At 60.4% G+C, this 22,107-nt stretch carries 23 protein-coding genes; 4 read left to right on the plus strand and 19 right to left on the minus strand.

The features are described 5' to 3' along the window. Position 1 precedes the first annotated feature (1 nt). The 13 genes from antA to AC1RL4_RS01675 form a co-directional block, all read right to left on the minus strand. Positions 2 to 1,387 carry an anthranilate 1,2-dioxygenase large subunit gene (gene antA, locus AC1RL4_RS01615; RefSeq protein ID WP_028940858.1) on the minus strand — a complete coding sequence of 462 codons (1,386 nt, stop codon included), beginning with the start codon at positions 1,385 to 1,387 and terminating at the stop codon, positions 2 to 4. Between the two features lie 151 nt (positions 1,388 to 1,538). Next, positions 1,539 to 2,363 carry a DUF4198 domain-containing protein gene (locus tag AC1RL4_RS01620; RefSeq protein ID WP_028940857.1) on the minus strand — a complete coding sequence of 275 codons (825 nt, stop codon included), beginning with the start codon at positions 2,361 to 2,363 and terminating at the stop codon, positions 1,539 to 1,541. An 8-nt stretch (positions 2,364 to 2,371) separates the two neighbouring features. Beyond that, the gene (locus AC1RL4_RS01625; RefSeq protein WP_019578571.1) at positions 2,372 to 2,713 is read right to left on the minus strand and encodes a hypothetical protein; all 342 of its coding nucleotides are present in this window, start codon (positions 2,711 to 2,713) and stop codon (positions 2,372 to 2,374) included. 12 nt (positions 2,714 to 2,725) lie between these two features. Beyond that, positions 2,726 to 3,682, minus strand: coding sequence for a metal ABC transporter solute-binding protein, Zn/Mn family (locus AC1RL4_RS01630; protein WP_096480377.1), 957 nt, complete (start codon positions 3,680 to 3,682; stop codon positions 2,726 to 2,728). Between the two features lie 35 nt (positions 3,683 to 3,717). Continuing rightward, positions 3,718 to 4,623: a metal ABC transporter permease gene (locus AC1RL4_RS01635; RefSeq protein ID WP_018927830.1), complete on the minus strand. Its 906-nt coding sequence runs from the start codon at positions 4,621 to 4,623 to the stop codon at positions 3,718 to 3,720. Then, the gene (locus AC1RL4_RS01640) at positions 4,620 to 5,327 is read right to left on the minus strand and encodes a metal ABC transporter ATP-binding protein (RefSeq protein WP_018927831.1); all 708 of its coding nucleotides are present in this window, start codon (positions 5,325 to 5,327) and stop codon (positions 4,620 to 4,622) included. The genes AC1RL4_RS01635 and AC1RL4_RS01640 overlap by 4 nt, the downstream gene beginning before the upstream one ends. Further along, the gene (locus tag AC1RL4_RS01645) at positions 5,324 to 6,256 is read right to left on the minus strand and encodes a metal ABC transporter solute-binding protein, Zn/Mn family (protein WP_019578574.1); all 933 of its coding nucleotides are present in this window, start codon (positions 6,254 to 6,256) and stop codon (positions 5,324 to 5,326) included. Before AC1RL4_RS01645 ends, AC1RL4_RS01640 begins: the two co-directional genes overlap by 4 nt. Further along, the gene (locus AC1RL4_RS01650) at positions 6,253 to 6,975 is read right to left on the minus strand and encodes a DUF6162 family protein (protein WP_230172168.1); all 723 of its coding nucleotides are present in this window, start codon (positions 6,973 to 6,975) and stop codon (positions 6,253 to 6,255) included. Before AC1RL4_RS01650 ends, AC1RL4_RS01645 begins: the two co-directional genes overlap by 4 nt. Before the next feature lie 38 nt (positions 6,976 to 7,013). Then, positions 7,014 to 7,502, minus strand: a complete 489-nt coding sequence (locus AC1RL4_RS01655; protein WP_019578576.1) for a DUF6644 family protein — start codon at positions 7,500 to 7,502, stop codon at positions 7,014 to 7,016. Positions 7,503 to 7,534: 32 nt separating this feature from the next. Next, positions 7,535 to 8,023: a DUF6644 family protein gene (locus AC1RL4_RS01660; protein ID WP_019578577.1), complete on the minus strand. Its 489-nt coding sequence runs from the start codon at positions 8,021 to 8,023 to the stop codon at positions 7,535 to 7,537. Positions 8,024 to 8,043: 20 nt separating this feature from the next. Next, a complete protein-coding gene (locus tag AC1RL4_RS01665) occupies positions 8,044 to 9,552 on the minus strand; it encodes an alpha/beta hydrolase domain-containing protein (RefSeq protein ID WP_096480374.1) in 1,509 nt (502 codons plus the stop codon). A 32-nt stretch (positions 9,553 to 9,584) separates the two neighbouring features. Next, entirely contained in the window at positions 9,585 to 10,367 is a 783-nt protein-coding gene (locus tag AC1RL4_RS01670) for a hypothetical protein (protein ID WP_230172170.1), read from the minus strand. Between the two features lie 62 nt (positions 10,368 to 10,429). Next, the gene (locus AC1RL4_RS01675) at positions 10,430 to 10,822 is read right to left on the minus strand and encodes a DUF6152 family protein (protein WP_019578580.1); all 393 of its coding nucleotides are present in this window, start codon (positions 10,820 to 10,822) and stop codon (positions 10,430 to 10,432) included. 237 nt (positions 10,823 to 11,059) lie between these two features. Between AC1RL4_RS01675 and AC1RL4_RS01680 the strand changes: the two genes are divergently transcribed. Next, positions 11,060 to 12,397 carry an alginate export family protein gene (locus AC1RL4_RS01680; protein ID WP_019578581.1) on the plus strand — a complete coding sequence of 446 codons (1,338 nt, stop codon included), beginning with the start codon at positions 11,060 to 11,062 and terminating at the stop codon, positions 12,395 to 12,397. Positions 12,398 to 12,518: 121 nt separating this feature from the next. Here AC1RL4_RS01680 and AC1RL4_RS01685 read toward each other — a convergent pair whose 3' ends face one another. From AC1RL4_RS01685 to AC1RL4_RS01705, 5 genes are all read right to left on the minus strand, one after another. Beyond that, the gene (locus AC1RL4_RS01685) at positions 12,519 to 12,842 is read right to left on the minus strand and encodes a DUF190 domain-containing protein (protein WP_019578582.1); all 324 of its coding nucleotides are present in this window, start codon (positions 12,840 to 12,842) and stop codon (positions 12,519 to 12,521) included. A gap of 10 nt (positions 12,843 to 12,852) precedes the next feature. Next, positions 12,853 to 13,236 carry a fluoride efflux transporter CrcB gene (crcB, locus tag AC1RL4_RS01690; RefSeq protein ID WP_019578583.1) on the minus strand — a complete coding sequence of 128 codons (384 nt, stop codon included), beginning with the start codon at positions 13,234 to 13,236 and terminating at the stop codon, positions 12,853 to 12,855. Positions 13,237 to 13,390: 154 nt separating this feature from the next. After that, entirely contained in the window at positions 13,391 to 13,954 is a 564-nt protein-coding gene (locus tag AC1RL4_RS01695) for a cytochrome b (protein WP_018927842.1), read from the minus strand. A 105-nt stretch (positions 13,955 to 14,059) separates the two neighbouring features. Further along, positions 14,060 to 15,514 (minus strand): aldehyde dehydrogenase family protein, encoded by a 1,455-nt coding sequence (locus tag AC1RL4_RS01700; protein WP_028940850.1) that lies wholly within the window; start codon positions 15,512 to 15,514, stop codon positions 14,060 to 14,062. Positions 15,515 to 15,547: 33 nt separating this feature from the next. Continuing rightward, on the minus strand, positions 15,548 to 16,924 hold the full coding sequence (locus tag AC1RL4_RS01705) for an aspartate aminotransferase family protein (protein ID WP_018927844.1): 1,377 nt from the start codon (positions 16,922 to 16,924) through the stop codon (positions 15,548 to 15,550). Positions 16,925 to 17,138: 214 nt separating this feature from the next. Between AC1RL4_RS01705 and AC1RL4_RS01710 the strand changes: the two genes are divergently transcribed. From AC1RL4_RS01710 to AC1RL4_RS01720, 3 genes are all read left to right on the plus strand, one after another. Then, positions 17,139 to 18,113, plus strand: coding sequence for a helix-turn-helix domain-containing protein (locus AC1RL4_RS01710; protein ID WP_026286553.1), 975 nt, complete (start codon positions 17,139 to 17,141; stop codon positions 18,111 to 18,113). Between the two features lie 60 nt (positions 18,114 to 18,173). Next, positions 18,174 to 18,914, plus strand: coding sequence for an IclR family transcriptional regulator (locus AC1RL4_RS01715; RefSeq protein ID WP_018927846.1), 741 nt, complete (start codon positions 18,174 to 18,176; stop codon positions 18,912 to 18,914). Between the two features lie 189 nt (positions 18,915 to 19,103). Further along, entirely contained in the window at positions 19,104 to 20,552 is a 1,449-nt protein-coding gene (locus tag AC1RL4_RS01720) for an APC family permease (RefSeq protein WP_028940849.1), read from the plus strand. Positions 20,553 to 20,592: 40 nt separating this feature from the next. On the opposite strand, the gene AC1RL4_RS01725 is transcribed toward AC1RL4_RS01720, so the two are convergent. Continuing rightward, positions 20,593 to 22,101 carry an MFS transporter gene (locus AC1RL4_RS01725; protein ID WP_028940848.1) on the minus strand — a complete coding sequence of 503 codons (1,509 nt, stop codon included), beginning with the start codon at positions 22,099 to 22,101 and terminating at the stop codon, positions 20,593 to 20,595. Between the last annotated feature and the right edge of the window lie 6 nt (positions 22,102 to 22,107).

Consider the following 22,107-nt stretch of genomic DNA (forward strand, 5'->3'; position numbering starts at 1 on the left):
TTCACACCTCCTTCAACTTCAGGGCTTTTTGTGCCAGACCTTGCAGAAGGAAGCGCTGCCAGGATCCGTGCTGATTGATGTAGAGCCCCTCATGCGTGAACTCGGTGCCGGTCAGTACCGGGTTGATGCCCAGAACCTCGCTGTTCGGGGTGGGGCCTTCGACCCATTTTTCACTGCCGCGGGATACTTCGTTCCAGCGCTCGAGGCGGGCCTGGAATCCACGTTGGGCTTCGCGAAACTCCACCAGGTCGTCGGGAGTGCCCATGCCTGAAACGTTGAAGAAGTCCTCGAACTGGCGGATCCGGTTTTCCCGATCTGCGTCGGACTCACCCTTGACGCCGATGCACTGGCTGGTGATCTCGGTCTTGTTCCAGGCCACTGGGCGCACGATACGCAGCTGCGAGCTGATCTGATCCATGAAGAACAGGCTTGGGTAGATGTTGAGATTGCGTAGACGATGCATCATCCACTCGGCTTGTTGCTGGCCGTATTCCTTCACCAGACGCGGCATGACGCTGGCATACCCGGCGCGTACAGTCGGGTTGGGCATGTCGCTGAACAAGAGGCTGTGGCCATTCTTGAACGAGAACCAGCCGTCGTCGGTTTCGGCATCGCCGGCGCCCAACTTGCTGTAGTCCAGCGTGTCGGAGCCGCCGCCCTTGGCCGAGTTGACTTGCTGGCGATGCTGCACCGTGGAGACGTAGTTGTAGTGCACGGTGCTGACGTGATAACCATCCAGGCCGTTTTCGTGCTGCAGTTTCCAGTTGCCGTCATAGCTATAGGTCGACTTGCCGGGCAGTACTTCCAGTTCGCCGGTCGGAGACTGCGCGACCATCATGTCGAAGAACACTTTGGCATCGCCGAGGTAGTCTTCCAGCGAGTCGCTGCCATTGACGTCCAGGCTGATAAAGACGAAGCCCTTGTAGCTCTCGATCCGGGCCTTCTTCAGGCCGCGGGTTGCTTTGTCGAAACCTTCCGGGTATTCCCCCGGAGCCTTGACCTTGACCAGGCGGCCATCACTTTTGTAACACCAGGCGTGGAACGGACAGGTGAAGGTAGATTGGTTACCTTTGCTGACGCGAGTCAGGGTCGCGCCCCGGTGCTGGCAAGCGTTGATCAGCGCGTGGAGCTGATTGCTTCCATCGCGGGTGATGATCATCGGCTGACGACCTGCGCGCATCGTCAGGAAATCATTGGGATTGGCGATTTCACTCTCGTGGCAGGCGTAGATCCAGTTCTTCTCGAAGATCAGCTCCATCTCCAGGTCGAACAGTTCCGGCTCTGTGAACATGTCACGGGCGACACGGTAAATACCTTCAGCCGGCCGAAAATCCAGGCAACCCTGAATGTAATCTTGCCACTGCGCAATGCTTCTAGAGCTGTTCATCAGGTACACCCTTTTTGTAGTTTTAGGCACGACCTGATTGAAAGCCTTTCTGTGCGGTGCATCTATCCGGATTCGAGGCGATATCTATCCGTTTCTGAGGGGGGGGGCGCTTTCCGTGAGGGCTATCAGGCGCGGTTGCTTTATGCGCTTTTCATTTCATATCCCTGGCCTGCACCCACAGCACCGCGTCTTGCGACAAGGGCTTGCCCTTGTGGGTTTTCGTTGTACCGATGTCGAGCGCTGCAATACCCCACCAGCCGGCCCGGGGCAGGCCGATGGTCACGACGCCCTGGGCGTCCGTGTAGGTGCTCAGGGACTTGAATGAAGCTTGAGGTGCCGTTACATAGTCTTGCTGGCCGAAGGCGTTTTTCTCGATATCGACGGAATGGTTGATGTATTCGATTTCGATTTCGGCGAACGGAACGGGCTTGCCATCGGCCAGCACCAAGGCGCGGAACACTCCGCCTGTCCAGTTTGCATAAGGCTTGTTCAGTGGCTGGATCTCAACCGGCAACCCTTGTGGTTCTGCCCAGTTGCCGGGTACTCCGCCCACATTCACGATCAGCTTGGTGAACTGTTGGATGTAGACGTCTTCCTCGGTTTCCAGGTAGGGCTCGGGCTCGAGTACGAAGATATGGTCACCCAGTGAGCGAACCAACTCCCGCGGAATCGACGCACGATAGGCAGTCGTTTGGTTATCGCGACTCTGCCACTGGACAGGGCGCAAGTATTGGCGCAGATCGATTTTTTCCCCGCCGTGCGAGCTGATGTGGCTAAAGGCGCGGGGTTCATCCATGGTCATGGTGGGGCCGCCGGAGAAGGGATGCGTGAACACCAGCGCGAACTCCAGTTTATCCGCACGTGGCAGCGCCGTTTCCTCAACATAGAGCATCTGGAAATGGGCCTGTGCAGCGCCTGTCAGGCAACCTAATGTAACGGCGGCAAGTGCCTGGAGCAGTCGTCGTTTGATCGGCATGGTCGATTTCACCTTGAAATGTCGGATGACTGAATCGTGGCTTGATGGTTGTCTCCGCCCATGAACACAACGGAGTATTTCCCGGCTGGGGGCTGGAATGCGTAGGTGTTGTCGGTGCCGACGTTTCCTTCGAGCAACACCTTGTTGCTAGTGTCCTGGACATGGACTTTTCTGCCAGCGGCGGAGCTGCCGTCGGTGTAACCCGCCTCGCACTTCACCAGATCATCGCTCTCGATGTAGCAGTCGAAGACGGGGCCATGAGCGAAGGCTGCCTGGCAGAACACCAGGGCGCCGGCGATCAGTATCCGATGTGCTGAGCCTAGGGGTTTCATAAGGTCTTCGATCTCCACGGTCGAGGTTGATCATTGGAGCGGCGATTTGTGATCGCCGCTCGTATTGGGGCCAAGTGGCGCGAAGGCCGTCAGTAAGGAATCCAGGTTCGAACTCAGGAGTGCTTCGTACCCGTTGGCCGCGTCGGTGAGCATTCCCGGGTTGCCGGCGTCCAGTATCAACAACCGTGCGCCGCCGTCCTCGATGGCCTTGGCAATCCTGGCGTCCGGTGCCCACTTGTGGACCACCACGTGGATGTCACGCTCGCGCAGGTATCGGGTCAGTGCGGTGCAGTCGGCGTCGCTCCAGTCGATGTCCTGTCGGACGAACCAGCCGTCGACAAAAATCCCGAACTCGCCGAACAAGTAGGTGAACTCATCGGCCAGCGACAGCACGCGCAGATCCGGCACTGCCAGCAGCCGGGCACCGTAGTTGGCCTTGAGCTGGCGCAATCGGCCTTCGAGTGCGGCGAGGTTGCGCTCTATCCGAGGCGCATCGGGGGGAGACAGGCGTGCCAGGTCGGTAGCGATAATCGCCGACATGCGCATGGCGTTGACGGGGCCGAGCCAGGCGTACGGCGACAGTCCGCCATCGACGTCGCGTTCGGTTGCCCAGGGAACGTCGTTCGATGGCACGCGGGCCACGGCCACTCCGGGCTTGACGGTGTCCCATGAGTGCGAGGCATCGATCTCGACGATTCGCAGATTGTGGCGACGTGCCGTGGTGTAAAGCGGATCCGCGCGCCAGAGGTTGCCCAGGGTAACCACGGCGGTGGCCTGCTGGAACACGGCGGGCTCCAGGCGCGACAGCGCGTTGGCCTGGCTTTCCATGGGCACGGCAGCGTCTGCCGGAAGGCGGACGACCTTGAGGGTTGTGCCGTCGCTGAGCGTCGAGGTGAGCGCATACACCGCCGGCAGTGCGACAAGCACCTGCTGCCTGCCGGTATCCGCGAAGGCAGAAAGCGGATTGCCCAGCAGCAGTACCAGCATCGCTAGCCAGGGTCGACGTGACATGCAAAGCCATTTCATACGCTGGCACCTCTGAACCGGGCCCCGGTAGCGCGGATGACGGTGGTGACGACGAACACCAGGGCGGCGACGATCACGATTGCGCCGCCTGTCGGTACGGGGATGTGGAATTGCATGGGTGCCAGGATGCCGACCACGCAGGAAAAAGTCGCGATCAGGATGGCGCGCACGACCAGCCCCGGGAGCGAATGGCTGATGTTGCGTGCTGCCGCGGCCGGTATGAGCAGAAGGGCTTCGACGAGTACTGCGCCGATGATTTTCAGGCAGGCTACCGTCACCAGGGTGACCAGTACGACAAACAGGTACTCGACGCTTCGCACGCGCACGCCGCGAGCATGTGCCAGGCTCGGATTGAGGCTGGCCAACAGCATGCCGTTGTACATCGGCAGTCCGAGCAGAGCACACGTCGCCGTTACCACAAGCAGCACGTTCATGTCGGTGTAGTCGACCGCCAGGATGGAACCGAACAGCACGCTTTCCATTACGTGCGTGTTGATCTTCGCCGACACGAACAGCAGCAACGAGGCCCCGACCGCCAGCGAGATGGACAAGAACACGCCGATCAGCGTGTCATTGGCCAGCGTGGTGCGGTGCTGCGTGTACTTCAGCGTCAGGGCGAACAGCAGGCAGAAGCCGAACATTGAGAAGTAGGGGGAGGTGTAGGACTCGCCGATCAGCACGCCAATGGCAACGCCGGTCATCGCCGCATTACCGACGGCCTGACTGAAGAACGCCATGCGCTTGATCATCACCATCGAGCCCAGCACGCCCAGTAGCGGTCCGATGAGCACTGCACAGAGCAGCGCATTGATCACGAACTCGTACTCGAACGGTTGCGGCAGGATGCCACTCGCGGCAAGCGCCTGGAGCTGGTTGCGAATCAATTCGTACAGGGCACTCATTGGGTAGCCTCCAGAGGGTAGGCGACCTGGTCGGGCGAACCATGGAACAGCACCCGCCGGTTGATAACGGTCACCGATTGCGCGATGCGCCTGACTTGTTCCAGGTCATGGTTGATCCAGAGGATGGTGACGCCGCGGCCGTTCAGCTCGGCCACCAGCGCCTCCACCAGTCGCACACCCGGTTCGTCGATGCCGGCGGTCGGTTCGTCAAGGATCAGTAGCCAGGGCGCCGGGCTGATCGCCTGGGCCAGCAGCACTCGCTGACGCTGGCCACCGGACAGGCTGCCAAAAGGTTTTGCGCCCATTCCGGCCACGCCGGTGCGCTCCAGTGCTTGGGCATTGGCCGCCTTGGCAGATCGGCTTGAGCCCAGGAAGGCCGGCCTGCGTTGACCGAGAAGGGCCATGATGTCGTTGACCGTCATCGGCACGTTGCGGTCGAAGTCCGGCAATTGCGGGACATACCCCATGGGTGTCGTGACCTCGCCTTCGAACCGGACCGTCCCTGAATGCGGCATCTGGCCCAGCAGCGCACGCACCAGTGAAGTCTTGCCGCCGCCGTTCGGGCCTACCAGGCAGTGCAGCGCACCGGCTTCTACCCGGAAGCTCACTTTGTCGAGCACTTGCGTACCTCCCAATTGCAGGGAGACGTCATCGAACACTATGGCGGGGCCGCGCATCGCTTGTTCCTCTTTCATCGCGTTCATCGCTGCGTAAACTCAACGGCTTCGGCCAAGGTCTCTAGGTTTTCGCGCATTGCTACCTCGAATTCGTCCGGGCTGTAGGTATTGCCGGTGATGTGAGACAGCGCGAACACCTTCACGCCGGTGGCTGCCTCGATAGGCTTGGCCAGGTCGAGGGAGAAATTCTTCTCGGCAAAAAGCACACGCACATTGGCCTTCTTGATCGCGTCGATGGTGTTGGCCAACTGGCGCGCAGTCGGCGCGACGCCGTGACGCGGCTCGATCACCGCACTCACGAACAGGCCGAACTCTTGCATCATGTAGTCGTAGCCAGCGTGCGTTGTCGCGCACCGGAAGGAAGACAAATCCAGCGCGGCGAAACGGGTCATGAAGCCGGCCCTTAGCGCCCGGATACGCGCGGCATACGTCAGGGCGTTTTGTCGATACGCCGCAGCGTTGTCCGGGTCCAGCTCCCCCAGCCGGCGAGTGATCTCGAAGACCTGTTGTATCGCTGCCGTGGTGGATACGAAGGTATGCGGATTGACCACCTTGACGCCGTCCTGGCCGCCGCCGATTGGAATGAGCGCAACCGAGGCATTGGCCTGGATGATCGGCAGGGTCGCCCCGCGGCCAGCGGCCTTGATGATCTGGAAGGCCCATTCATCGTGTCCGATGCCGTTGACGACCAGAACATCGATATTCATCGCGCGGGTGATGTCATCGGGCTGCGGCTGGTAGTTGTGCGGATTCGCCTCCGCTGGGATGAGCGCAACGACCTCCGCCCGATCTCCAACGATATTTGCCACGAAACTGTAGTAGGGATGCAGTGTGACGCCGATCTTGAGCTTCTTGCCCGAAGAGGGAGCCGGGCTGGCGAGTGCGATGGCGGGTATCAGCAGCAATAGCGCGATGCATCGGCGCCACAGTGCGCGGTGTTTCGTAGAAACGGTCATGGCTGGGTTCCTTTTACGCGTTCGACTTCGCTGGCACCGTTGTAAGGGATGACCTGGCGCCAGCCATCGCCGACTAGCGATTCGGGCTTGACGATGCCAGGGTAGGGCGCGTTCGGGTCGCGGTGGACCCAGATCGTCGCTTGGTTGGCCCACATGACACCGGCATGCGCGTGACCGATGACGAGCAGGTAGGCGCTCTGGCCCGGCGCGCGGCCGCCGGAGCCGTAATAGACCGTAGCGCCCTGGCCCTGGGTGGCTTGCGACACCTTGTTGGCGGTCTGGTCCGGCGGGGTGACAGGCGCATCGACGTGCACGTCGCCGGAAGCGGCATGCGGCTGGTGAGTGCCAGGCAGAATCAATTGCCACTGCACCTCGCCATTGGTCTTCCAGAAGGCGTCACGGTAGAAGGGCGGCAGCAAAATTTTCTGCGCATGCTCCAGCGTGATCCAGCCGCCGGTATCGTTGTTGAACCAGATGATTTCTTCACCGGCTGGCAGCAGAGCGCTGTGAATCGCCTGATCGACTGCACCCAGGCCATCGAAGGAACGCACCTGCCAGCTCAAGGTTATCGGTGGGCCGACTTTCTGGGGGCGCAGCGTTATATAGCCTGCCACGCTGGCGATGACTGCCAGGGCCGCAAGCAACAATGCCAGTGATTCCCATCGGCCGGATACCGGGCGCACCACCTTGATTGAGCTGTTTGCGTGATCGCTGGGCATATCTGCACCGGATGCGCGACGCGGCGATAGACGAGCCATCAGAGAAACGCGATCCAGCGGCCGAGGAACACCACGCCCGCCCACAATGCCAACGAACTGAACCCCGCGACACGCGCCTGGCTGGGAGGCGTTAGCGTTGTGTCCCATTCGGCAATGCGGCGAAAGACGCCCAAATGGAATACCCCCATGTTGAGCCCCGCCAGCAGTAACACGCCCATCTTGCACAAGAATGCGGTGTTCTCGGCATAGGTCGTGGCATTGGCGGCGAACATGAGCAGGCCGGTGATCACGCAAGCCACGAAAGCGACCCAGGTGAACGGCAGCAAATCTTTTATCAGCCGTAGCGCGCTGCGGCGATGGGAGGCAACGCCGAGCAGACGCAAATCGACGACGGCGATGGTCCCGAACACAAGAGCGATGCCGATCACATGTACCGATTCAAGGGCTGGAAAGACGGAGCCCGACTCTCGGATGAAGGTGGCGACAGAGGTGTCCTGGAGGGCTTGTAGTGTTGGTTGAATGTCCATGGCGAATACCTGGGAGCTTTCGTTGAAAACGCTTAGATCGCGTAGGCGATCCAGCGACCACAGATGATGACGACGCACCACAAGCCGATCGACAGCCAGGCTAGCGCCTTGACAAGAGGAGGCTTGTCATCACGTTGCGCATCGTCGGCAGGGCGCAGAAGGGGGCGCCGCAGAAGCAAGGTCAGCGTGAACGCACTCACGACCAGCGCCATCTTCAGCCAGAAGGTCGAGTTGACGAGTACGCGATCAGGCTCGGCGATGATCATGATCAACCCCGTGAAGAGCAGGACGAGGAGCGCATTGCGCATCCACGGGTAGTACCGGCGAACGACGCCACGCAAGGGCTCGTCCGTGGCGAACACACCCGCCAGCCGAAGATCGGAGATGACCGCAGAGCCGAAGAGCACTGTGATAGCGAGGATATGAATGCTCTGGACGGTGGGTATGATCCAGAGAATGTCCCGGATGGCTGTGCTCAAAGGTGACGCATAGATCCAGGCAATGATGAGTGATGATGACATTTGCTGTTCTTCCCAATGGGTTAGAAGTCTTGAGGCTTTGCGATCGAGCGCAGACCCGCCGCATCCTCCGGCAGTAGGTACCCTTCCTTGATCGAAAGGGCCTTGGCGTCTTCGAATTTCTGTTCGTAGTTGCTGAAGCTTCCATAACGCTGGCCAAGGACGTCCCTGGAGTAAGGCACCTTGGTGTCGTAGATCAGTCCGCAGCCGGTCTCCTGATCCGTGAGGTAGGTCGCACTGGGCACCTGGATCCACGGCGGGCGTACGCCCCCTTGCAGGTTGCCGGTAACAGGGTCGCGCGCGGCGGTCTTGCCATCGCGGGCGACCCGCGGAGCATTCGGCATGGGTTTGCCTTGGCGCACCCATTGGTCCATGCGATCCAGGAGCGCCGAGACGATCAGTTCCGCCGGTTCGTCGTACAGCGTCCGGCACCGTGGGTCGTCGCCCTTGCCGATGTCGGCAGCGAGCTGTTCGGTATGCTCCGTACCAAGGTCGGCCAGCCGCAGGTGTGGCATGCCGGTCACTTCGTAGTAGCGAATCTGCGGGCTGTCGGTGTCCGGCGGCAGGTTGATGCCTTCGATCACGTCGTGCATCAGTTCGGACTGGCTGTAGACGGTCACGAACGGCACGCCATCGGGCGTATGGCGCGGCACCCGGATGACGTCGCCGCCCACTTCTCCGTAGGCCATGCGGCCGGTCATGTAGGCATCGATCAGCGGCCTTGCGTCGGGCATGCGCCATTGCTGGTGCCGGCCCTGGTCGAGGTAGTCCATCCAGACTTGCGCGGTTACGGCCCAGCTATTGACGTAGATGCGTTGAACATCGAGACCTGCCAACGGGCTTTGCGCTGCATTGGTTTTCAGCAGCAACGCCAGTTGCGCCCCGATGCCCTGGGACTGTGGAGCGAACGGATCGGGAGCTTCACCGCGGGTGAAGTGTTCCGGGTCGTAATAGGTGCCCAGCGGCGCGTAGCGTGCAAAGTCGAAGCGGCGCATGAACTCGAAGTTCACGATCCGTCCGTACTGAGCGATCTGCTCGGCCTCGGCAGCCGGGGTGTCCGAGATGAACTTGGGATCGACTGGCGGCTTGTTCACATTCAGCGTGTACCCGACGTACGCGTAGCCGCGACGCAGCAAATAGTCGCGGGTCAGGATCCATCCCGCGGCGCGCTCGCCGAACCAACTGAACGGCTCGATCACGACCGTGCCATTGAAGCGCGCGGGGTCAGCCGGTTTGCGCACCAGAATGCGTGTGGTGTAAGGCGCCTCCAACAGGGTTTTGCCCGAGGCGGTAATGGCCGGGGCAACGCCTTGCAGGTAAAACTCCTCCTCGATGTAGCCGTACTTGTCGAGGTCGCTGTATTCGGTGCCCGGGCGTTTCGCCGACGAGAGCGGTGGCTTGCCGGAGGGCGGCACCGCGATGGCCGTGGGCATGCGCGGCACTTCTGCGAATGTGTTCGACGTGAGGATCAGCAACAGCAGGGCGCTTTGCAGCGTCGGCCGCAGGATGCTGAAGGTTGTCAGTCTTTCCATTTGGTCAGCTCCGATGGCGATTAATGGCGACTTCACTCGAGACTGAGGGATGCCTTGCCCTCTTTATCGATCACGATCTGATTGTTCTCGCAGACATACTCTTGAATGGCGTAGTTGGACCGTTTGTACTCGAACGTGAAGCGATACGGGGTCTTGAGCACCTGCGGGTCCTCGATCACGACCTGGTTCTCCAGGTGATCCGGCGCCGTCAGCCTGATGCGTTCGATGATCTTCATGTCTTTGCCGTGCGGAACGTCGTAGAAACTCACGTCCGTTCGCACTCGTTGTGTTTCCACGACGAGCGTGTCGCCTTCCCAATGGCCGCGTGAATGGCCTTGATATTTAGGGTCCAGGGTCTCTTTTGCAGGCATCGCTTCGTTCAAGAGAATCCGGCGGACCTGCTGGAGATACTCACCGAGGACAATCACTTGCTTGTCGTCGTGAATGATCTGGATCGGGAAGAGCGCCGCCATCAACGTTGGCATTCCCTCGGGCAGGCATCTGGAACTTGTTGTGGCCAACGGCGTTCCGGCCTCGTTCGCAGCGGCTTGCTTCTTCTTCAGCGCGACGTATTCGTCGGCATAGGGCGCCTTCAGGTCCATCGGCCCACCCGGGTGCACCGGGTTGTCGGGGTTCTCACCGAACCAGTCGTCCGGGGTTCGTTCCCAGGTGCCGCTGATGTTGGGGCGTGCGCTGACGCTGTGTTTGTCGCTTAGAGGTTTCGAAGGTGTTGCGGCGCTGCACATCCCGGCGGCAGTCACGAGGGCGATGCCCAGGAAGATCATTGCCGTGTTCAAGGTTCGTGTCGGTTTCATTGAAACGTCTCCACGCTGCTGGTCTGGTCGGTGAGTTCGTCAGGAAGCCGGGGAGGGACTTCTCATCCGCCGCCCGTGAGTACGACGTCTCCGCTCTTGATTTCCACGAGCAGCCCGCCTGGCTCACCGTTTTTCAACGGTTTGAAGGACACCTCGGCAGTCTCGCCGGCCTTGATCGACTCAGCGGTCCAGCCCGTGCGCTGTAACGCGTTGACACTGCCCGTTTCGATCTTGAATCGCTGGGCCGGCGGGCCGGGCGTATCGACGTAAATCGTGATGTGGGGATTGGTCCAGGCAAAGCGCTCGACGACACCCTTGATCGAGACGGTCTGGGTCTGGTCGAAAAGCGCGAACGAATGGTGAGCACTGGCAACAGGTGCCAGGGCACTGCAGGCGAAGAGGGTCAGAAGACAAAGCCCCTGACGTAACAGCGGGGAGGGTGACAAAGGGGTCATGACAGGTGCCTCGGTTCTTATGGTTCTTATGGGCCCAGCATAGGGGGAGTGCGCTCAGAGGCCGTAGCCCAAAACGGCAACTATTGAAGGCGCTGAGGATGTTTTGCAGTGGGGGAGGTATCGCGCGAAGGGATGGACGGCCAGCCCCTTGAAAGTGCTGATTTGGGTTACCGCTTGCGCGACCCAAGCCGGAACACTCATGGCTCGCCTCATAAATATAAAAACAGGAGAGACGTCATGCGCACCCTCAGTTACGCCCCATTACTTTCGCTGGTCGCACTCTGTACATTTGAGCCGCAGGTACACGCCTACCAGCTCTACAACGAAGACGATGGTGGAACCGTCCTGAACGCCGACCTGTCGGCGGCGTTTGGCTGGTTCGGCAGCGAGAAAAACTACATTGGCGACCCTGAGAGGGAGCCCGGCAGGATGCGCTGGCAAGAAGGCTTCGCCAAGTACGGTCTCAACGGCACGACAAACAAGATCAATGCCGGTTCCGTCTATGGTGGGCTCAGCTGGATCAGTACGGGATCATTTGGCGATGGGGACGCGGGAGGACTCACCGTCGGGGATGAAAGAAGAACGGCTGTGGAAGACGCCTACCTGGGCTGGAAGTCAGGTGATCTGATTCCAGCACTGGGCAAGGACGGCGTTGATTTCTCTTTTGGCCGCCAGCTCGTTACGGTGGACGGCTTCCTGATCACCGATGACGGGTTCGCCCCCGGGAAGGCCTTCAACCCTATCGAGGGCGTAAGGGATGGCCGGTTCAATCGCGGTGGCGCCTTTTACCTTGGCCCGCGGTTGGCGTTCGGGAATACGGCAGTCTTGAAACTGGGTGGTCTGGAGGGCCTGCACGGTAGCCTGATATGGCTCAAATCCGATAACCCGGGGCAGTCGAAGACCGAAGTGGCTGCCGCCACCCTCGACTACACGACGCCCGTCGGCTCGATCGGTTCGACGTACGTGCACGGCCTGGATGTTGACGAGCGATATGCCTTTGGTGATCGGCTTGAGCGCAAGGGAATGAACGTCTACAGCATTCGTGGGCAGGGCAATGCCGGGATCGAGAATGCCGACTTTGCGTTCGAGGTGGCACGTCAGGAAAAACGCTCGGGCTCACAGCGGGCGATGTTCTTTGAAGCGGGCTACACCTTTGCCGACACCCAATGGCAACCGACGGTGAGCTATCGATATTCGCGCTATTCCGAAGGCTACGACTTTCTGTTCCAGGGAGGTTTTCGCAAGCGATACCAGGGTGAAGTCGCCGCCAATTACGCAGGTTCAGTGACCTCGAACATGGCGATCAACGACGTGCTCCTCTCAGTCAAGCCGACCGATAAATTGACCCTTAACGCAATGGCCTTCAACTACCACCAGCTCTCCCGTACGCATGAGCAGGACTTCGCTGCACGTGAGGTCGACCTTTTTCTGGATTGGATGGTGACGGATAACGTCACACTCTCGCCTCTGGTCGGCTTCTACAAGCCTGAAAAGTGGCTCGGGGACGGTGGTCTGCAGAGCGGGAGCGCATCAACGAACACTTACTTCCAGTTCATCGTGTGGATGACGTTCTGAGTCGCCGCTCACGCCGTAACGACGAAGGTTTGTTGCCGGTATCTTGATCGGGGGCGCCACCCGCGGTGGCGCATTCCCGATGGGAGGTCGCCAGGCAACAGACGATCGAGGAGGGGCCAGGCTAGGTGGTTTTTTTGCCGACGAAGCCCATCTCGATTGGGGTCTTTATGTAGAACACAGAGATTTCCTCAGCCTCCAGCCTCTTGAGCAACCTTTCGGATTCGTCCTCGGTGATAGCCATGCGAATCTCCGTAGGCTGATCCGCGAGTTCAAAAAAATGCGAAGAGTGCAGTCGACCGGTGTGTCCAAAACCCTCGATAGCCGTAGAGAGAGTCGCACCACGCAGCCCCATCTCCTTGGCCACATCGACGATCCATTCGCCAAGCATCTTTCCCTGATAACGGCGGTTCTGTTGAGTGAAGAAAATCACCAGAAAACCTTTCATTTTCATCTCCTCATCGCATGCCAATGATTTGATAGGACAAAAGCCCGGCAGCGGTCATCACCAACGAGCCTACGACGTGCAATGAAATTGAGCCGAGCGCCCAGAGCAGTCTGCCTTCCTGGATCAGGGCAACTGTTTCGGCGGAAAACGTAGAAAAGGTGGTAAGCCCACCGCAGAAACCCGTGATGATCAGCAGGCGCCACTCAGGACTCAAGGTGGGTGAGGCGGCCAAAAACGCGATAGCCAGGCCAATGATGTAGCCCCCGACCATGTTCGCGACCACCGTGCCCGGGGGAATCGTGGGGAACAGGGCGTTCAGCTTCACGCCCAGGAGCCAGCGCAACCAGGCACCAAGTGACGCACCAACGGCGATAACAGCGAGTGATTTCAGCATGGCGGGCTCACCTCGTCAGACCTGGGCCAAACTGATAGCAGGTAAGCACAACAGAACTGAAGACTTCAAGAACCCCGTACGCAAGTGACTGTACCGGGCCCCCTCAGGTCAGAGCCACGAAGGCGTGGACATCTTGCGCCCACGCCTCATCAAGTTACAGCATGCGGCGCAGGACGTCGTTTCGAGGGTCCCGGTCGTAAAACCGATGTTTGAGGGCGCCTACGACATGCAACAGGATCAGCCCGAGCAGGGTGTAGGCGAGCACTTTGTGCAGCCATTGGAAGACGACGAACCAATTGTCATTTTTCGGAAGGAGCTCAGGCAGGTTGACCCCAAAAAAGAACACCCCGTCGCTCATCGTGTAAGTGCTCGACATTGAGTAGCCCATCAACGGCACGATCACGACGAGCGCATACATGACACGCTGCGTAAGCCTTGACAGGAACCTTTCATAACTTGCCAGCGTTTCCAGCGGCTGCGGAAGCACGGGGGTCCGAAAACGCAGGGCGATCTGAGTCAGGACAACCAGAAACACCAACAGTCCAAAGGATTTGTGCCACGGGTAATAGAGCTCGTACTTGCTCGCCACTTCGTCATTCAGACCGGTCATATGCCAGCCTGCCCAGAGGAGGCCCGCGATGAGTGCGGCGCGCACCCAGTGCAACATTCGCAGGGACGTCGGATACCGATCGGTTGTTTGTTGATCTATCGGGTTCATCGCAGTCTCTCCATTGATTATCAACGGCATCAGGGATGCACTTTTGAACGCTAACCCTCGCGGCACAGGGTCCGGAGGGTTATTCGGTCAGGACAGGGATCGTGCTCAGGAAGGTAGCAGCACGGTGATGACTTTCTCCTCGGTGTAGGCCACCGCGCCGGCGAACCCGCCTTCACGGCCGATACCGCTGGTCTTTACGCCGCCCCAGGGCAGGTTGGCGTCCAGCGGGCTCCAGCAGTTGATACCCACGGCACCGGCCTTCACCGCAGCGGCTACGCGGTGCGCTCGCACCAGGTCGGTCGTCCAGACCGTGGCCGCCAGGCCGTAGGAGGAGTCATTGGCCAGTGCGATAGCTTCCTCTTCGCTGTCGAACGTGATCAGCGTGCCGACGGGCCCGAAGATTTCGTCTTGGGCGATCGCCATGGCGTTGTTCGCGTTGGTGAAGATCGTCGGCCGGACAAACCAGCCCCGTTCTGGCGTCGATACACCGCCGGCCAGTAGCGAGGCGCCTTGGTCTATACCCAGTTGGATGTATCGGTTAACGCGATCGAATTGTGCTTTCTTGGCCACCGGTCCCATCTGTACACCGGGCTGGCGAGGGTCGCCCACGTTGACTGCCTGCGCGGCATCGGCCAGCGCTGCGCCGAAGCGATCTGCGATGCTGCGGTGCACCAGGATGCGCGAGCCGGCTGCACAGACCTGGCCCTGGTTGGCGAACAGGCCGAGCGCACACCCGCGCAGCGCGTCGTCGAAAGAGGCATCGTCGAAGACAATCTGGGGGCTCTTGCCGCCCAACTCCAATGCCACGCGCTTGAACAGTACACCGGCGGTGCGCTGGATTTCGCGTCCGGCCTCGGGGCTGCCGGTGAAGCTGATCTTGGCAACGAGCGGGTGTTCGCACAAGGCGCGACCCACCTCATTGCCGTAGCCGGTGACCACGTTGATCACACCGTCAGGGAAGCCCGCTTCCTGAGCCAGCACCGCCAGGTGCAGGGCAGACTGCGGCGTCTCTTCCGAAGGTTTGATGACCACGGTGCAGCCTGCCGCCAGCAACGCGGCGAGCTTCCAGACGGTGATCATCAACGGCGAATTCCAGGGAACGATGGCGCCGACCACGCCCACGGGCTCGCGTACCGTGTACGAAAGGGTCTTGGTGCCGAAGTAGCCACCGGTGGGAATGGTGCGTCCCTCAAGCTGGTTGGCCCAGCCGGCGGCGGCACGCAGGTTGGCGATTGCGTTGGGCAAGTCCATCCGGCGCGGTTCGATGGGTGAGCGACCGATGGCGTTGGCGTCCAGATCGGCCAGCAATTCGCTGTCGCGTTCAACCAGGTCAGCGAGTTTAGATAGCAGTCGACCGCGCTGGGCGCCGTCGAGCTGGCTCCAGGCGCCACCCTCAAGTTGGCGGTGTGCGGCCCCCACTGCGCGGTCCACGTCCTCAGTCGTGCCCTGTGCGGAACTGCCGTACACCTGTTCTGTCACGGGGTTGACGAGGTTTATGCGACGGCCGTCGGAGGCTTCGAAGGACGCGCCTTCGATGAAGTGATTCAAGTGCTCAGTCATTTTGCGGTCCATAAGTGATGTGCAGTGGTCGGGTCATGCCTCAAGGGAAGCCAGGGCGTCGCCGAAGATGTCCAGTGCCTTGAAGAACAGCGAGCGTGAGATCGTCAGCGACGGCATGACTCGCATCACGTTGCTGTAGCGACCACAGGGAATCATCAGCACGCCGTGGTTCAGCAGGTAACCCATGAGCTGGCCGATTTTTTCGGGCGCCAGGGGAGCCTTGGTGGCTGGGTCTTCAACCAGTTCGATACCGATCATCAGGCCGCGGCCGCGGACTTCAGCGACGAACGGGCTGTTGAAGCCACGGATACGTTCCTGCGCCTCCAACCCCAGCGTGTGCGCACGGTTGAGCAGATCGAGCTCCGGGTCCTGCAGGATGCTGATGTTGGTCAGCGCCACTGCCGCGGACAACGAGTTGGCGGCGAAGGTATTGGGCATTGATCCGTCAGGAATCGCGGCCGCCAGGTCCGAACGCATGATCAGGCCCGCCATTGGCAGGTCGCTGCCGATGCCTTTGCCGAATGTGAGCATGTCCGGCTTCACGCCCGAGTGCTCGACCGCCCACATCTTGCCGGTGCGCCCTGCGCCGGATTGCACTTCATCGACGATCAGCAGCGTGCCGCTACGGTCGCATGCTTTGCGCAACAGCTGCAGGAATTCTGGTGAAGGAGGCACGTAGCCGCCTTCGCCCTGCACCGGCTCTACGATAACGGCAGCCACATCATCGGCGGCGGTGTAGGGGGTGTTCAACAGGTAGTCCACGTATTCGCCGGCGATCTGCTCGGCGCTTTTGTGAGTGGTGTCGAAAGGGAAACGGTAGGCGTAAGGGTAGGGGGCGTGAATCACCCCGCCCATTTGGGCTCCGTAACCCTTGCGGTATGCCGTACCTGTCGTCAGGGAACCCGAGGCGTTCCATACGCCGTGGTAGCCTCCATGAAAGGCGATGATCTGGTGCCGCCCGGTGATGCGTTTGGCGAACTTGATGGCTGCTTCAAGCGCATCGCTGCCGCTTTGCGTGAAGAAGGTGATGCAGTCGCCACGCAAGCCGTCGGGCGCGATCTCGGAGAGCTTGGCCGCCAGCTCGGTGCGCCGGGTGCTGTTGACCTCCAGGGCATGCATCAGCACTTCGGACTGTTCGCGGATCGCCTGCACAACTTTCGGGTGGCAGCGGCCTACGCTGCTGACGCCCACGCCGGCGGACAAATCGATGTAGGTGTTGCCATCCGGGTCTTTGAAGGTAGCGCCGAAGGCACGGTCCATCGCCACGGGCATGCGTCCGCCGCCGCGCGCCATCGACTCGGTACGCGCCGACAACGCCAGGGCCTCGCTGGTTTTGGGGCCGGGAAGTGTGCTGGAGGTAATTCGCGGGGCATCCGCGAAGTGGAGGGATTCAAGTTTGGCTTCACTCATGACGTTCACTCTGGATGTCGATTTAAGTGTGCTGATCATCTCCGTGGTGTGTGTATGGCCGGTAGCCCGAATTGGCATATGAGTGGACCGCCCTGAGCGCACTGTCCAGTGAATTTAAAATCTCATAAAGAATTGTGCAAAATTCTCACTATGTGCGAATATCGCATAGGAAGGCGATCTAAAAACAAGAATATTGGCAGAGGCTTTCGACATCATGAAAAATCAGACTATCAGCCATTTCAGAGACGTCCATGTTCATGCGGCCACCGTCCAGGAGTGGAATCAGGACTACAGTCAGCTAACGGCAGGCTCGACTGAGAGTTCGCTGATGCAGTTGTCGACGGCGGGTGTCCACGTCTTTCTCGAGCAGATCAACCAGCGTGTCGTGCAGCACGGCGTGGCTCCCCGAGGCAAGATGTGCTTTGCCGTGCCGATCACCACCCCGGGTTCGATTCGGATGCAGGGACGGGAGGCGGACGATAGCAGCCTGTTCTTTCTTCACGGTGGCGAGGAGTTCATGTTCCATATGCCGATGGGCATGGAGCTGCTGTCGATCACCTTTGAACGTGAATTGTTCGAGCAGGCGTTGGCGCAAACGGCTTCGGCGAAGGAGGTCAGCCTGTTGCTGCGTCAGCCGGTGATCAGGGTTTCCACGCCGCGCTTTGCAGACGCTCGTCGCCGATTGCTGGCAATGTTCTCCCAGGCCCTGGTGTACGAAGAACTCGACAGCACGCGAGATCGGGAGCGGGAGCTGGCGCTGGAACAGGCGATGCTCGGCGAGTTGCTGCAACTCATGACCGACCCGGCTTGCGACAAGCAACAACGCTCCGCAAGCTCCACGCGCAGCTTCATTGTCGAGAAATGCCACCGTTTGGCGACCGCGGAGATGATCGACGTGCCCAGCGTGATCGAGTTGTGCCAGCGACTCCAGGTCAGTCGGCGTACCGTGCAGAACAGCTTTCGCTCGGTTGCCGAGACGACGCCGCTGAATTACTTGCGCTCTGTGAGGCTCAACGGTGTACGCCGGACCTTGATGTCCACCCGCGCGTCGCATCTCTCGATCGGCGATGCCGCTGCCCAATGGGGCTTCTTTCACCTCAGCCATTTTGCGGCGGAGTACCAGGAGCTGTTCGCAGAGTTGCCATCCCATACCCCCCGCGCTGCCATCACCGGTTGCGCTCATGCCTGAACACCCGCCCGCTGAAAGCAGTGTGGGGTGACCGTTGGCTTCACAAGGATGTAGAGAAAGATGAATAGCCTGCGCCGCCTGCTCATGGTCTTCGACCTGTTTCGCCCGGAACAACCGGTCATCGATGTGGACATCATTTGCCGGGAGCTCGGCTACACGTCCGCCACCGCCTATCGTTATCTGCGCGAACTGGGCGACGCGGGCTTTTTGAAGCGATTACCGCGCGGTTATGCGCTCGGCCCGCGAATCGTCACGCTGGAGCATCTGATGACGAACTACGATCCGTTGTTGGCATGCAGCCGGGACCTGGTCGACAACCTGGTCGTCGACACCGGCCTGGACGCGCTGGTCAGCGAGTGGCATGGCGACTCCGTGGTCAACGTGCTGATCCATCGTGGCTCCGATGCTGGACCGGTCGGTAGCGGCAGGGGGCGGTCGATCGATCTTTTCCACAGCGCGACCTCCCGGGTCGTACTGGCTTATCTGCTACCGCGCCAAATCCGACGTGTTTACGACGCGCACGTGAACCCATCCGAATTGCAGCATCTGGGGCTGGAGTGGAAACCGTTCATCAAGAGCCTGCTCGCCATCCGCAAACAGGGCTACTGCATCAGCGAAAGCGAGCTGCACCCAGGACGCAGTGGCGTCGCGGCGCCGATCTTCGACGAAAAGCAGCGCGTCCTCGGGAGCATGACCCTGGTGGGGCGCAGTGAGCGGTTCGGTGCGTTTCAGCAAGGCTATCTGTGCGACCTGGTGACCGGCGCGGCGTCGGAACTGACGGCGCGTCTCGCTTCGCAGTGAGGTCAGGCTGGCGGATGGCGCTGTTCAGGTGATGGCGTAACAGGTTACCGATTTGGGATACCGGGGCGTTCACGGTGAGGCATAGGATCGAATCCAGCGTGCGATAAAAGCGACAAGCTCTATCGGTGACGGTGAACGGCTTGCTGCACCGATCCTACAGCGACTGCCTCATACAATAAGGTCAAGAACATGAGCGTATCTATCCCGATCAACAGTTCGACGGAGTTGAAGCGTGGTGCCCTGGGTGTTGGTTTCATCATCTTCTTCGTGGTGTCGGCGGCGAGCCCGTTAAGTGTCATCGCCGGTGGCTTCCCGATTGGCATCATGCTGGGCAATGGCGCCGGCACGCCGGCGTTGCTGATCCTGGCGTTGCTGGTGTTGCTCGCGTTCTCGGTGGGTTACACCACCATGTCCCGGCACCTGACCAATGCCGGCGGTTTTTATGCGTTCACCTCCCGTGGTTTGGGTGGCCTGGCGGGCGGAGCGGCCGGGGTGTTGGCGATGTTTGCCTATAACATTCTTCAGGTCGGGTTGTATGGCATGTTCGGCGGGGTGGTCAGTGGCACCATGGAAAGCATGTTCGCACTGGTGCTGCCGTGGTGGTCTTACTCGCTGATGGCGATGGCGAGCATTGCGATTCTGGGCTATCGCAAGATCGACCTGTCGGCGCGGCTACTGTCGGTGATGGTGATCGCCGAGTACCTGGCGATCCTGATCCTGGATTTTTCCATCCTCAAATCCGCCGGCGACAGCGGCATCAACCTTGATGCGTTTGATCGCAGTCATGTGTTCAGCGGCACACCGTCAATCGGCTTGCTGTTCTGCTTCGCGGCATTTATCGGCTTCGAGGCGACGACTATTTACGGCGAAGAGGCCAAGAACCCGCAGCGTACTATCCCGATTGCCACCTACTGCTCGGTGTTGCTGATCGGTGGTTTCTACGCACTGTCGGTATGGTCGATGGTGGTGGGCGTGGGTGCGGACAAAATCGTGCCGATGCTGCAGTCCTTGCAGGACCCGACGACGTTTATCTACGGCATGTCCGACCACTTTGTCGGCCCCTGGCTGACTCAGATTATCCGGGTGCTGTTCATGGTCAGTATCTATGCCGGCCTGCTGGCGTTTCATAACGCCGCGGCCCGTTACTTCTACGCGATTGGGCGTGACGGCCTGTTGCCGCACCGCTTGGGTACTACCCATCGCGTGCACCAGAGTCCTCATATGGGGTCGGCGTTGCAGAGCCTTATCTCGGCGGTGGTGGTACTGATTTTCGCCGCCATGGATGCCGATCCGATCCTGCAGCTGTTTGCCTGGCTGTCCAACTTGGCCACGCTGTGCGTGATTTTGTTGATGGCGCTCACGTCCGTAGCGGTAATCTTCTTTTTCCGGCGTCACCCCGAACTCAAGGTGGGGATCTGGCGTGGGCGGATTTTCCCCGGTTTCTCTTGCATTGCCCTCTTGGCGGTCCTGGTACTCGCGGTGGTGCATTTCGATGTACTGACGGGCGCCAGCCTGGCCTTGTCATACAGTCTCTGCGCGATCATTCCCGCGGCCCTGCTGGGTGGCGTGTTCCTGGCGGCTCGACTTCGCAAGGCGTCGCCGCAACGGTACCAGGCATTGGGCAGCCACAAGCTTTAAGGCCCCCACGCAGAACCGTTCAACCAAATCTGCGTTTTGCTTACCAAGGATGGTCTGCGACCTCACGCGGCTGCGCCTGTCTGCTCAACTTGACCAGCAGCGATGCGATCAACAGCAGGACTGCCGACGCTGCCAGCACGGCAACGAAGCCTGCATCGAACGCCGCACGGGCGAATGCGCTCAGCATCGCGCGGCCTTCGGGTGACAACGTCTCGGCGACGACCAACGCGTCGTCGAGACTCTCGAATGTCGCGGGGTTCAGGGTCAGCCATGACGGAATCATCAGGCCCGCCGAATACGCATAAATCGCCGATGACAGACTGCCCGCCAGCGTCACACCCACAGCACCGCCCAGTTCAAAGGACACTTCCTCGATGGAGGCGGCCATGCCGGCTTTATCGGCGGGCACGCTGAGCATGATGGTGCTGGACGAAACGGTCAGTGCAGCGCCAATCGTCAAGCCCAACAGGGCAAGGCTGGCGACTTGCAGGTAAACCGCAGCGTTGTACAGCAAGAGATAGCTCAGCATCGCGGCTGACGACAGCAGCAACGTCCAGCACAGCATCCGCCGGTTTCCCAGGCGCGGCAGGTAGTAACCGGCAAGCGGCCCTGCGACGAAGGAGCCCAGTGGGAGGGGAAGGATGAACAATGCCGCCTCCAGCGGCGACATGCCGAGCACCAGTTGCAGGCGCTGGCTGAACACCAGTTCCATGCCGATCAACGCAGCGGCCGACACGACTGCTGAAATGACGGCATTTCTGAAGCCAGGCGTGGTGAACAGCGCCAGATCGAGCATCGGCTGTGCGGCACGGCGTTGGCGTCGAATGAACAGCGTCAGGAATAGCGCACCCAGCACGACCGCCACCAGCATGCCGTCGAAGGAGGGCGCCCGTTTACCGAGTTCCTTGACGGCATACGCCAGGCTGATCAACCCGATCATGACCTGCAGCGAGCCCAGCCAGTCCCATCGCTTTTTGGCATCCCCCGGGTGATTCGGGATCAACACCGCGCCGAGGACCAGTGCCACCAGCACAATAGGCACGTTGATCAGAAACACCGAGCCCCACCAGAAATGCTCCAGCAGCAGGCCGCCCACTACCGGGCCGAACGCAGCGCCCCCTGAGGCAACCGATGCCCAGATGCCGAATGCCATCGCCTGCTCGCGCGGGTCGGTGAACGTCATCCGCACGATGGCCAAAGTAGCCGGCATCATCATCGCTGCGCCGACGGCCAGGAAGCCACGGGCACCGATCAATACGCTGGCCGATGGCGAGAAGGCCGCGATCAGCGAGAACAGGCCAAACACACTCAGCCCGCCGATAAACAGGCGTTTGTGCCCGAGGCGGTCACCGAGTGTGCCCATGCCCAACAGCAGCCCGGCAGCGATCAATGCATAGATGTTGATGATCCAGAGCTTTTGCGAGGCCGAGGCATCGAGCTCACGGGTCAGTGTCGGCAGGGCGGTGTACAACACCGTCATATCAATGACGATCAGCAGCAATGCGCTGGAAATAATGGCCAGGATCAGCCAACGACGTGGGGGAATCATGGGGGA

It is taken from the genome of Pseudomonas sp. GW822-FHT07A10 (genome assembly GCF_058798795.1).